The organism is uncultured Phyllobacterium sp. (assembly GCF_902479695.1).
Taxonomy (GTDB): Bacteria; Pseudomonadota; Alphaproteobacteria; order Rhizobiales; family Rhizobiaceae; genus Phyllobacterium; species Phyllobacterium calauticae.
On the sequence record NZ_CABSQF010000031.1, the window covers coordinates 1 to 12,483 of the forward strand.

Sequence of the window (12,483 nt, forward strand, 5' to 3'; positions counted from 1 at the left end):
TTGCCGCAGGCTGGCCAAGGACTTCGAAAACATGTCACGCAACGCACTCGCCTTCCTCAAATTGGCATCCATTCGCCTCATGCTGAGAAGGCTCTGTTCAAACTGAATAACTTTCCGGACCGACTCTAATCATAAATAAGGGTGACATACGGGGGCTTTAGCCATCATGCGGTTGACGGTTTTAGGAGAGGCTACGGTTAGTATCGGCGGGCACTTGGTCCCGCGCGCACCTACGAACTTCCTGCGCATTGTCACCTACATCCTCCTGGAGAGCAACTGCCACTCGGTATCGCGCGCTAAGCTGGCACAAACACTCTGGTCGGAAACCGACCAGGCCCATGCCAGCATGAACTTGCGTCAAAGCCTCGCGCGCATTCGCAGATTTCAGGAACAATTCGGCATCACCCTGATTGAGAGCGATGCTGCCTATGTCAGGCTCAATCTAGCCTCCGTCAGTCAAGGCCTTCTCGAAATAGACCTTGTCGAGTTTTTCAACTGCGCCGAACAAGGGGGGCCAGAATCCGCCCTCAAGATCTCCGAACTTTATCATGGCGATCTTCTGGCGCAGAATGAGCCAGACAACTCTGATTTCGACGAATGGCTGGATATCAAGCGCGCTAAACTTCGTGACGACGTGATCCTTACTCTGCGGTCCAGTCTTGATCTGCCGCATTTCAACATTGATGAAAGGCGGCAATGTGCACGCAAGCTGATCGAAATCGATCCCTACCAGGAGATCGGCTATCGCACGCTCATGCAAACTGCATCCCAACTTGGGATGATCACAATGATCGAGAGAACCTTCCGGGAATGTGCTAAAAAATTACGCGATGACCTGGATATCGATCCAGAGACCGAAACAATCGAGCTTTACCAGAATCTGCATTCGAAACGATCTCTCAACCTGCCGCAAGTTGTCAGCCATGCACCGCTGCTGGGGTCTTTGTCTCTCAATGATGTGGACCATCACCGGTCGTATTTTCTTCAACCGTCAAATGCGCTCGAATTATCGAAGCAACCCATACTGCCAAAAATCATTGTATTGTATCTGCCGCAAAGCCTTGCAGACCCCATGGAGCAATTGGCCGCTTCTCTGGTCGACGATATCACGATAGGACTATGCCGGTTGCGCACACTGTCAGTGGTTGCGCCCTATACGTCCATCCGGGTTGTCACGGAATCCAGCATCAATGGCTTTTCTGACCTTCACGAACAATTGGGCGTGGATTTTGTTTTCGACAGCAGGCTCATGCGCGGCGATGGCTTTTGTTTCCTGTCGGTAAAACTCATCAACACGCGTACGCGGGAGATCGTCTGGGCGGAAAAGCAGAAATTTGATTATACATTGCCCGAACAGCAGTATCGCCATCTGTCCATGCGCATCGTTCTATCCATCGTTTCCACCATCGAAAGAGAAGAGCTGGATCGCTACAACAGGCTGATTCAGAATCCCGATGCCTATTACTGGTACCTTGTCGGCAAGAGAGAGATCGACAGCCTGGATCTTACAAAAGTCCGCACGGCGCGGGACGCTTTCAAGAACGCCTTGACCGCAGCGCCAGACTTTGTGCCGGCGCTGAGCGGTGTCGCGCGAACGATGCAGCGCGAATGGCTTGTGCTGGCGCGCAATGAAAAGGATATTCTGCTCGAGGGTGAGCAGATCGCCAAGAAAGCCGCACCAAACGACCCGGATGACGAGCGGCCTTTGCGTGAGCTTGGCACCATCAATATGTATCTTGGCAAGTATGACGAAAGCCTGGAATATTTTGATCAGAGCGAAGCGCTCAACCCGCAACACGCCGACCTTCTTGCCGATTATGCCGATGCCTTGACCCATTCCGGCGAGCTTGAGTTGGCTCTCAGCAAAATCCAGCATGCGATCGCTTTAAACCCGCTGGCGCCGGATTATTACTATTGGGTCGGCGCAGGCACCTTTCACTATCTCGATCGCTATGCCGAGGCCATCGCGTTCATTCAGAAGATGAAAAATCCGCGAGCGGCAGCCCGTTTGATGGCTGCATGCTGCGCAAGATTGGGTGAACACGAACAAGCCGCAGAATACAGAAACTATGCTCTGCAAGATAACCCGTCGTTCCGAATTGATGAATGGGTAAAGTCGATGAGCCTCAGAGTGCCTGCCCACCGTAGGATGTATGAAGAATCCTTACGCGAAGCGGGATTCCAGTGACAAAACGTCCAATCCAAACAGGGGAAAACATGCATGGAAAAGTATTTTATCATCGGGGAAGCCGGGACTGATGAACTTTGGCTTGTTAACACGACCGAAAACCGTGTTGAGAAGTTGAGCGGCATTGCCGCAGGACCCGTTATCGAAACAATCAATACAGCACGGAAAAACGGATTGACGCTCATCAAGGGCATAAGTATCGCGATTGCCACAAATAGCCGAACGGGCGCGGATGTGAAAATGTCAGTTACAGACCCGACAGTTAAGTAAAATAGAAATGTCGTTGGATAAGAAACCTCATCAATAATAATGAATTGATCTAGAAACGAATCAACGTACGGTTGCTATGTGGTTCTCCTTCATGGAAAGGTTACTCGCATGGCAAAGTTTTACATTATCGATGAGCCCGAGACCGATACGCTTTGGCTGGTCAATCTGGAAGAAAAAACCGTTGAGAGTCTTGATCGGAGCATGATTGAATGCTCTGGATTGGCCGGGTATGACTTCATAAAGACTATAAGTAACCGATCAGAAAACATAATGATTACTGAAGGTTATAGGAACGGACCCGCAGAAAGACTATCGTCCGCGAGCCCCTTGCAATAGGCTGCGCTATTCCAGAGGATCATCGCATTTATCGATATGGTCACGATGATATCGGTTCGCTGGAGTAACAATGGAGCAATTGGCCGAGACTTCAATTCTGGATAGACTGGCGGCGGATGAAGTGAATCTTTGTTCCGCCGCCAATGTGGAACACCAGTCTTCGACAAGATTGATGGACGCAGATTTGACGGTGCAGAAATTGCGCCCGTATTTTTCCCGTTTGGGTATTGTCCGGCTGGCTGAGACAACAGGGTTGGACCGGATAGGAATCCCCGTGTGGATGGCGGTTCGCCCGAACAGCAAGACCCTCGCGGTAAGCCAGGGCAAGGGGATTACAACAGCTCATGCGCGCGCTTCCGCTGTGATGGAAGCGGCTGAGATTGCCATAGCCGAAAACATACCGCTCGCGTCGATCAGTGCCAGCCGCCAGGATTTGCTGCTTGCCGGCAAAGCAGTCTTTGACGGCCGGATGCTGGTTATGAAGGGCGCCGATGAACCTGCGTCCGACGCGGTTGATGAATGGCTCGAGGGCTATGACCTTCTGAAAAAAAGCAAGGTTTTCGTTCCGAGAGAACTCGTATCTCTGGATTTTACATCGGCGCGAAAGTCTCGCCACTACTGCCAGTCAACTGATGGCCTTGCCTCGGGCAACTGCCTGCTTGAAGCTGTTATTCACGGTCTGTGCGAGCGGGTTGAACGCGATGCTACCGAATTATGGCGTTTCAAGCGTGACGGCGCAGTCCATGCCCAATGCGTTGACCCCGCCGTGTTCTCAGATGCCGGCATCAGTTGGCTGGCAGAGAGGATTGAGCAGGCGGGTTTTCTGCTGCGTCTTTTCGATATTCGATCCGATATTGACCTTCCGGTATTCATGGCAACCATCAACCCCATCGCACGGAAGGGCACCTATCTGCATTTCGATCTTGCTGCGGGTTATGGTTGCCACCTGTCGCCGCGCGTGGCTGCCATGCGGGCGATCACCGAAGCGGCCCAGACGCGTATCACCAATATTTCAGGCGCGCGGGATGATTTCGACCCCTCGGAATATGCACAGCGCCTCGCTCCGGACCTTGGTGTTTATATAAACGCAGAGCCAAGGGCTCATTGGCAGTTTGATGAACCGGTGCCGTCTCAGCGCGCTCGTCTCGATACTTATCTCGACCCTTTGCGCAAACGCGGTATCGGCAGTGTGATTGTTGTTCCGCTCGGCGGCGAAGAGTGCGGAATGTCCGTTTGCCGCGTCCTGATCAATGAGCTGGAAAGTCCGGCCGGCATACGCAAACATCGCTTTGGTGGAAGGGCGTTGAACGCCATGTTGCTGCAATGAAGATCCTGTTTGCAGGCCCAAGTCTTTCGGGAACCGAGTTTGTGCCGCGGCGCTCAAACGAAGACCGGTTGCTGCCCCATCTTTCATTGACATGTCGAGGCCCTGCGAAGTGCGGTGATCTCACCCGTGCGGTGGACGAAGGTTACAACGTGATCGGGTTGATCGACGGCCGATTTGAGGACGTTGCTGCGGTCTGGCACAAGGAAATACTGTATGCGCTTTCGCGCGGCGTTACGGTCCTCGGCGCAGCGAGCATGGGCGCGCTGCGCGCTGCCGAATGTCATCCATTCGGCATGATCGGTATTGGGGATGTTTTTGCGCGCTACGCTTTCGGCGGATTGGAAGACGACGCTGCAGTGGCACAAGTGCACGCGCCGGCGGAGTTTGGCTATACCGCCTTCACGGAAGCCATGGTCACTGTAGATGCCACCCTGGATGCCGCATTGGCTGCATCGGCGATCGCTCCCGAGGAGCATGCGCTGATCCGCGACAAAGCCAATGCGGTGTTCTTCAAGGACAGGAGCTGGGCTTGTATATTCGACGTCCTGGCTTCCGATATCGCTCACGCCGCCGAACGGCTGAAACCTTTCATTCGCAATGTCAAAAGACAGGATGCACAAGCCTTGTTGAAAGTGCTGCTTGAAGGCAAATACCCGGACGAAGCCAAGAAGTCAGGAGCGCCTCTTACCGGCTGGTTGTTCAACGAAACGACGCAGTGGCAAAAACTCCGGGCTCAGCACTGAGGGGATCAACCGGGGCGGCAAAAAGCCTATCCTTGGAAGATGTAAGCGCCAGCACATCTTAGATGTATGATCCCTCCTCCAAAAGGATGCGGCTTTCGCTCCTGGTTGGTTTTTTTCAGCACCCAGTAGGCCAATTTCAGCATCGGACAGCCGCCAAAATCCAAAGCGTTTCTCGCCATGCCTTCCTATAGGATGGTCATCGGAATATTTGGATTGAAAGTTGCACTGTAACCACGGAGGGGACTATGTCACCAACTACAGAGCGGCACCGGCCACTCAGCCATGCGCGACGACACTTTCTCGGCGTGGTGGTTTCCACAAGCGTCAAGGTCGCGGCAATCACCGGCTTGGCCACGGCCATGTCTTCCTTCCCCGCGCGGGCTATGGGACGGAAATGGTGGAGACATAGCGGCGAGCCCAGCCATAACCCGGGTGGCAACAATCAAAATTGTTTTCTCCGGGGAACATCCATCAAGACCCCGACAGGTGAAGTTTGCATTGAAGATCTTCGGATCGGCGACAACATTGAAACCATGAACGGCAAAGCTGCCACCGTAAGATGGATAGGGCGTCAGGTTTACAAAAGGAACAGCCCGTCCTGGGCAGCCAGCGTGATGCCAATCCGTATTTCACGCCACGCTTTTGATCAACGAACACCCCACTCGGATCTCTACCTCTCCCCTAATCACGCGCTGTATATCGATGGCGTTCTCATCCGCGCAAAAGACCTGGTCAACGGCCTCTCCATTGCACCATCCCTTCCAGCTGACCGTCAGATCATCGAATATTTCCACATTGTGCTTGATACCCATGAGGTGGTCTTCGCCGAGGGTGCACCGGCCGAAACCTTCCTGCTCCGCGACAGCAATCATGAAAGCTTTACAAACTTCGCTGAATACACGCGGCTCTACCCTGCAGGCCTCTGCCCACCCATGGTGCCGTTCGCACCGATCGTTGGTTATGAAGGCGGGCGCGAGCACCTGATGGCTCTTCTGCGTCTCGGCATACCCCGCTTCATGGGCTTGCGTGACCCGGTTCAGCATGCCCGCGACAGGTTTGCCCTGCGAGCACGGGAAACCGCCGGCGCTGGCCAACTGCACGACACCGCCTAAGCGGGTAGCGCCACGCAAGAATGCGGTCATACGCAACAGGTTGAGTGTTATAAGCAGGTGTTTTCTTCCGGGAACACCTGCTTCGAAACGTTCAACAATGATTTTTGGATGTTATTTGCAAGGCGTTCCCGGCACCCCAGAATGCGCTTGCCTGGCCGGAACCCATCAGCTCTTTACACGGCCGCAGCGCGTTCCTCGCCCGTCCCAAAAGCTGCGATACTCTCGTGGACGCCTTGCAGAGCCTTGATATGATCGGCAAGGCGCAACGCCAGCGCGACAATTGTCAGTGTCGGCATATCATTGCCACATGTCGGAAACACTGAACTGCCGGCGACGTGCAGGTTGTGGATGCCATGCACCGTGCAGTTCTGGTCCACGACGCCCATATGCGGATCGGTATGCATCCGGGTGGTTCCCATATGATGATTGCATCCGATGATCGAAAGCTCAGGCTCTTCAGCCGACTGTTCGAGATCGACATGTCCGACGCCGGATGCTTCAAACTCATCCTTTATCAATCCCAGCATCCGTGAGTGAGTGTGTTTTTCCAGATCACCGACGCGCCAATCAAGCGCTGCCCGGTTAAGGCCCAACCTGTCCCGTTGCTCCGACAGTGTGACCCTGCTCTCCCTGTTGGGAACGGGCTCGATAACACTCTCGATCTGAAAATAATCGGACTTCGCGGCAAGCCTCAGCTTCCGATAAAGCAAGGATGCCATCAGATTGGGGCTGCCAAGCGCAACAGTGGCAAACGTTCTCAGTTTGAAGTCGCGATAATGCCGCCACCGGATGGCATTGTATATCTCGTGGAACCGCTCGGTCAGCGTACTGTCCTCGCCCGCCCGGCATGCCCGGAAATAGGTGCGGCACTGCACCAGTTGTTCATCCCGCTGCACCTGTTCCGTCAAGCCGAGATGCGCGCTTGCGCTGGTACCATCCACGGCTAGCTTGGGGTTGTGATAGGTGTAGCGGGCATCATAAAAGCGAAACGCGGCGGCATTGACCGCAGGTATCATCTGACCGCGGCGAATACGCGGGTGCTCCATGAAATAGCGGCCGACCACATCGTGCTGATTACCAAGCCCCCGCTGATCGCGCCGATTGGATAGCAGGAGAAGACGCGCGTTTTCGATACCTCCCGCGGCCAGAATGACTCTTTCCGCCCGCACGAACATCATCTTTTGCCCATACGTCGCCACGTGCACGCCGGTGACGATTGATGGATCTTCAAGCGTCGCGATCTCGGTCGCATTGGCATTCAGCAGCACTTTCGTCGTTTGGGCGGCGCGCAGAAACACTTCATAGTCGCGGCCAAAACGTGTCGGCGGGCTAAACTTGCTCACCATTGTCTCAAGCGAGGCGTCATTCAGCTCCAGCAGTATGGAACGGTCACCCACGAGGTGTTTGTGCCAGAACTGCGGTTCAAAACCGTGATTGTTGACCTGGACCAGGTTACTTGCGCGGGCATAGAACCGCTGCATCTCTGTCAGATCAAACGGCCAGCCGCTATTGGGAACCCAGTGCCGCGGCTCAAAATCAATGCCGATGAACGGTCGTATCCACCCGCCCCAGCAATTGGAACTGCCGCCGAATTGCCGGGTTCTGCTCGCTTGAAGGTCGTAAGGGATGCCAAGGTTTTCGCCTTGGTAAAGGGATTGCGACGCGGCATTGAAGTTCAATCCCCCGCCTTCGAGAACGATCGTTTCAATGCCCCGCTTCTGGAATTCGAGCGCAAGCGTAATCCCTGCAACGCCACCGCCAACGATGCATATCGCGGCATCCAGGACCGAACCCGCTGGAAGTTCTCTGGCGTCAACAAACATGGCGTGAAAGCCCGGATTGAGCAAAGCTTAAAACAATATTGAGCGATATGGCGTGTTCCATTGCCGATCGACCTCAAGCCAGAACGAGCAAGACGAATGTTATTGCTCACAGAGACAATCCGCCGGTTGGCGGCTTGTCTGTCCCCATTGGATATTTGAAGGCGATTATAGGGCCGGATGGCCTCCAAGCGGAATATGCTGCGGCGGTTAGGACAAGTAGCCCTTTTGAGTAGCGCCCTCCCCATTCGGGCTACTGTTTACACAGCCGATTAGATAAAATCGAAAGCCAGGCGGCCATTTATCTTGAGACATGATGTGCCAAGGCATTTCCCGAAATGCGGGCTCGGACAGCCCGCAACTATGATGCGATGCCGGCCACATCCATGGCCTGCCCGAGTGCTGTGGCGCCGCCGGCAGCCTGGACAGCCAAACTTCCCAGAGCAACACCGGCATTGAGGCAGGATTGCGGATCCAGCCTGTCGAGCCAGGCATTGATGAATCCTGCATCGAATGCATCACCGGCACCGGTCGTGTCAACGACCGCGACGCTCGGAGCGACGCTGTAGAAATAACGGCCATTCATCATCAGATGAGCGCCCCGCGCGCCGGATTTGACGACGACGATCGGAAAGTCTTCAGCGAGCTTGCGCAGGCTTTCAACCGGGTCGGACAGGCCGGTGATCGCCGTCGCCTCTTCCTCATTCGGCAGGAAGATGTCCACACCCATGCAGTTTCCGATAAAGGCAGGATCGAAAATCAGGGTTTCATCCCAGCTGGGATCGAGAGAAACCGTCAGGCCATGCGCCTTCGCATTCCGGACCAGATCAGGGATCTCAGCGAGAGTGGCATATTCAGCGATATGAAGATGTGTCGCCTTCTCCCAGGCGAGAGCCGGCAGCAACGCCGCCGGCTGCGCCGAACCGGCCCGGCGTGACAGGAACGCCCGCTCATGACTATGATTGATCGCAACGGAGACCTGGGGACCTGCATCCGGTGCCTGCTCAAGAAAGCGCAGATCAATGCCGCTTGTCGCGAGTTGATCCAGCAGTCCCACGGACAGGGAGTCCGTACCAAGCCGGGCAAGAAGCGCCGTGGTCCTGCCCGTATGGGCCAGATAGGCCGCGACGATGAACGCGCCGCCGCCGCCGGTGATGGCCATGTTGCTGGCAAAGACTTCACGCCCGAGCACCGGCATTGTCTCAAGCCCGGTAAAAATCAGGTCACAGTAAATCCTGCCGATACTCAGAACGGCATTCATTTCGGCTGAATTGGATTTCATAAACGGCCCAGCGACTTCTCGGTTTTTGCATCGAAGAGGTAGAGTGCCGTAGGCGCGGCATAAGCAGTGACCATGCTTCCTGTCGCCGGGATCAGTTTGCCCGGTGCTGTTGCAATGACCGATTGTCCGGCGACATCGAAATGCACCAGCGTTTCGGATCCAAGCGGCTCGACCGCCGACACGACGCCCTCCAGTTTGAAATTACCCGGCGCGGCCTCCCCGATCACCAGATCATGCGGGCGAATACCGATCAGCATGGCACCACCGGCTTCCACAGCGACGCCCGTATCTGTCCGGCGCCCTGGAATGAGGTTCATTGAGGGGCTGCCGATGAACCGTGCGGTAAACACATCCAGCGGGTTTTCGTAGATTTCCATCGGCGTTCCGGTCTGCAGGATGTGGCCGTCGCGCATCACCACGATCCGGTCGGCCATGGTCATGGCCTCCACCTGATCGTGGGTGACATAGACGATGGTCGTGCCCAGCCGCTGATGCAGACGTTTGACCTCGATGCGCATTTGCGCCCGCAATTGCGCGTCAAGATTGGACAAAGGCTCGTCGAACAGGAAGGCGGAGGGATTGCGCACCATTGCACGGCCGATGGCGACGCGCTGGCGCTGGCCGCCGGACAATGCCGAAGGACGCCGTTCGAGCAAGGCGGTCAGCCCAAGCATTTTGGCAGTCTCATCGATGCGCTTGTCTTTGTCTTCCCTCGACATTTTCGAGGTATAAAGACCGAAGCCGATATTCTGCCGGACGGTCAGATGCGGATAGATGGCATAGTTCTGGAACACCATGGCAATGTTGCGCTGCTTGGGTTCCCGCTCATTGACCACGTCACCACCGATACGCAGCGTGCCTCCGGAAATATCCTCGAGGCCCGCAATCATCCGCAGCGTCGTTGATTTGCCGCAGCCGGACGGACCGACGAAGACAACGAATTCGCCATCGGCGATCTCAAGGTCGATGCCGTGGACCACATCGGTCTTGCCATAGCGCTTGACCAGGCCCTGAAGTTCAATTGTCGCCATCAGGCAGCTCCTACCAATGCTTTGAAATTACGGTCAAGTTCATGGGCCGCCCGGCTCTCGCTGGCTGCGTGATCGGCCGCCAATTTCGCGAACGCCGAAGCCCTGTCGCGATAGGACGATAATGCCTCGGCCATGGGTTCGGCGGCAGGACCGCCGAACCGGCTGCGGACACGGACAAAATAGTCCGGCGATACGATTTCCGCGAACTGATCGCGATCAACCGACGGCTTGCGCCCGGTCGCATGTTCGAAGGCCGCCAGAAACGGCTCGAAGCCATCGGTGGGCAGATCGCCTTGTTTGGCAACGACTGCCTTGGCGACCGTGGCGGCGATTTCATGTGCTTCCCGGAACGATAGGCCTTCGCGACGCACGAGTGAATCGGCAAGTTCGGTGATGGTAATGCAGGAGCGGCGGATATTGCCGGCGACACGCTCGGAATCGATACGGATCGCCGACACGAAGGACGCCATGAGATCAAGAACGCGCCCGGCGGAAACAAAGGCCTCATAACCCATCGACTGGGTTTCGCCCTCGCTGTCATTCATGTCGGTGAACGGGGTGTTGTGCATGACGTCAAGCACGGTCCGCGCCCGGCCGAATGTCTGGCTTGCCAGCAGCCGCATGTGCTCGATGGGCACCGGATTGCGCTTCTGCGGCATGATCGACGAGATTTGCACCAGCGCATTCGGGACATAGACCTGCCCCACTTCAAAGCTGGTCCAGAACTGGAAATCCTGGATCAGCCGGCCAAGGTGCAGGAACAGCAATTCGATGGCACTGTAGGTGGAGGTGATATAGTCGACCGCGGCGATGCAGCTGTAGGAATTGCGCAAGGGAGCGGAAAAACCGAGAAGCTCCGCCACGCGGGCGCGATCGATTGCAAATCCGGAGGTGGTGATCGCTGCGGCACCCATGGGGCTGAGATCGACGATCTGCCGCGCTTCCTCGAAGCGGTTCATGTCGCGTATCAAAACTTCGATGACGGCAGACAGGTAATGACCGAAGGTCGTCGGCTGGGCCGGCTGGCCATGGGTATAGGCAACGATCAGCGTTGCCTTCTCGCGCTCGGCGGCATCGATCAGGGTATCAAGCAGGTGGCGCGCCTTGCCCATCAGTGCATCGATGCGCGTCTTCAACCCAAGCTTGAAAAGCGTATGATCGATATCATTGCGCGAGCGGGCCGTGTGGAGGCGTCCTGCAATATCGGCTCCAACCCGGTGTTTCAGTTCCTTCTCGATCAGGAAGAAGAAGTCCTCCACTTCCCCCGTATAGACGAGCGAAGCCGGATCGATGTCGCGGTCAATGGCTTCGAGCGCTGCCCCGATCTTGGCGGCCTGATTACGCTCGACGATACCCGTTTCCACAAGCATCACCAGATGCGCGCGGTCGATGCGGCGGAAGCCATCGACATGATGCGACTTGGCGCCGTCAAACAGAGGTCGCAGCACCGCTTCCTTGTAGACCGGATCGGGGAAGATACTTTTGTCCGAGAGACGCGGATCATTCAACGTCATGGCGATTATCCTTTCAGTCCGGCCAGCATCACGCCGCGCACGATGTAGCGCTGTAGCACCAGGAAAACGATGAGCGTCGGCAGCGTGGCGATGGCAGCACCAGTCATGATCAGCTCCCACTGGATCGACTGTTCGACGGCAAAGCTCGAGAGGCCGACGGGAAGTGTGTAGAGTTCCTTGCTCGTGGTCACGATCAGCGGCCAGAAGAACGCCGTCCAGTTGCCAAGGAAGGTGAAAATGGCAAGAGCAGACAGCGCCGGCGTAACCAGCGGCATCGCCACCTTCCACCAGATCTGGAACTCGTTCAGACCATCGATCCGCGCAGCTTCCAGAAAGTCGTTGGGGATGGTGTCGAAGAACTGCTTCATCAGGAAAGTCCCGAAAGCGGTCATCATGCCCGGGAACATGATGCCCCAATAGCTATCCAGCCAACCGAGCTGGCTTGACATCAGGTACCACGGAATAACCAGCATCTCGGTCGGTATCATCAGGGTCGACAGGATGGCGAGGAAGATCAGGTAGCGGCCGCGGAATTCGAACTTGGCCAGCGTGTAGCCGACAAGGCTGTCGAAGAAAACGTTGGAAAGCGTCACCGTGACGGCGACAATGCTGGAATTGAGAAACCAGCGCATGAAGCGGCCGTCCAGCAGCACCTTGGCATAGTTCTCCAATGTCGGCGCTGCGGGAATGATGCGCAGATCGTAGACCTGGCCTGCCGTCTTCAGCGAGGTGGAGAACATGAACAGCAGCGGCGTGATCATGATCAGACCGCCGATCAGAAGAAGCGTCCAGACAAGGATCTGCGCGGGTTTTATGTTGGCGCGGTACAATCCTGCCGGCTTCGGGAGAGCACTCGTCAT

11 protein-coding genes and 1 pseudogene are annotated in these 12,483 nt (G+C 56.0%); 7 read left to right on the plus strand and 5 right to left on the minus strand.

From position 1 onward, the window contains the following. The 6 genes and pseudogenes from RDL77_RS17520 to RDL77_RS17545 all read left to right on the plus strand — a co-directional run. A pseudogene (locus RDL77_RS17520) lies at positions 1-106 on the plus strand (IS5/IS1182 family transposase); the annotation flags it as partial. Positions 107-166: 60 nt separating this feature from the next. Beyond that, on the plus strand, positions 167-2,188 hold the full coding sequence (locus tag RDL77_RS17525; protein ID WP_288193954.1) for a BTAD domain-containing putative transcriptional regulator: 2,022 nt from the start codon (positions 167-169) through the stop codon (positions 2,186-2,188). A 33-nt stretch (positions 2,189-2,221) separates the two neighbouring features. Then, entirely contained in the window at positions 2,222-2,458 is a 237-nt protein-coding gene (locus tag RDL77_RS17530; RefSeq protein WP_223615308.1) for a hypothetical protein, read from the plus strand. Between the two features lie 406 nt (positions 2,459-2,864). Further along, positions 2,865-4,121, plus strand: a complete 1,257-nt coding sequence (locus RDL77_RS17535) for a YcaO-like family protein (protein ID WP_288193958.1) — start codon at positions 2,865-2,867, stop codon at positions 4,119-4,121. Continuing rightward, positions 4,118-4,864, plus strand: a complete 747-nt coding sequence (locus tag RDL77_RS17540) for a TfuA-like protein (protein ID WP_288193960.1) — start codon at positions 4,118-4,120, stop codon at positions 4,862-4,864. Before RDL77_RS17535 ends, RDL77_RS17540 begins: the two co-directional genes overlap by 4 nt. Before the next feature lie 245 nt (positions 4,865-5,109). Next, positions 5,110-5,976, plus strand: a complete 867-nt coding sequence (locus tag RDL77_RS17545; RefSeq protein WP_288193962.1) for a Hint domain-containing protein — start codon at positions 5,110-5,112, stop codon at positions 5,974-5,976. 173 nt (positions 5,977-6,149) lie between these two features. On the opposite strand, the gene RDL77_RS17550 is transcribed toward RDL77_RS17545, so the two are convergent. Further along, a complete protein-coding gene (locus RDL77_RS17550; RefSeq protein WP_353884998.1) occupies positions 6,150-7,457 on the minus strand; it encodes a GMC oxidoreductase in 1,308 nt (435 codons plus the stop codon). A 39-nt stretch (positions 7,458-7,496) separates the two neighbouring features. On the opposite strand from RDL77_RS17550, the gene RDL77_RS24860 reads away from it, so the two are divergent. Continuing rightward, entirely contained in the window at positions 7,497-7,841 is a 345-nt protein-coding gene (locus tag RDL77_RS24860) for a hypothetical protein (protein WP_353884999.1), read from the plus strand. 316 nt (positions 7,842-8,157) lie between these two features. Here RDL77_RS24860 and RDL77_RS17555 read toward each other — a convergent pair whose 3' ends face one another. From RDL77_RS17555 to RDL77_RS17570, 4 genes are read right to left on the minus strand one after another with little or no spacing between them, the layout of a single operon-like run. Next, entirely contained in the window at positions 8,158-9,078 is a 921-nt protein-coding gene (locus RDL77_RS17555) for a carbohydrate kinase family protein (protein ID WP_288193964.1), read from the minus strand. Next, positions 9,075-10,109, minus strand: a complete 1,035-nt coding sequence (locus RDL77_RS17560) for an ABC transporter ATP-binding protein (RefSeq protein ID WP_288193966.1) — start codon at positions 10,107-10,109, stop codon at positions 9,075-9,077. Before RDL77_RS17560 ends, RDL77_RS17555 begins: the two co-directional genes overlap by 4 nt. Then, positions 10,109-11,623, minus strand: coding sequence for an argininosuccinate lyase (gene argH, locus RDL77_RS17565; RefSeq protein ID WP_288193968.1), 1,515 nt, complete (start codon positions 11,621-11,623; stop codon positions 10,109-10,111). Before argH ends, RDL77_RS17560 begins: the two co-directional genes overlap by 1 nt. Before the next feature lie 5 nt (positions 11,624-11,628). Next, positions 11,629-12,483, minus strand: coding sequence for a carbohydrate ABC transporter permease (locus RDL77_RS17570; protein WP_223615317.1), 855 nt, complete (start codon positions 12,481-12,483; stop codon positions 11,629-11,631).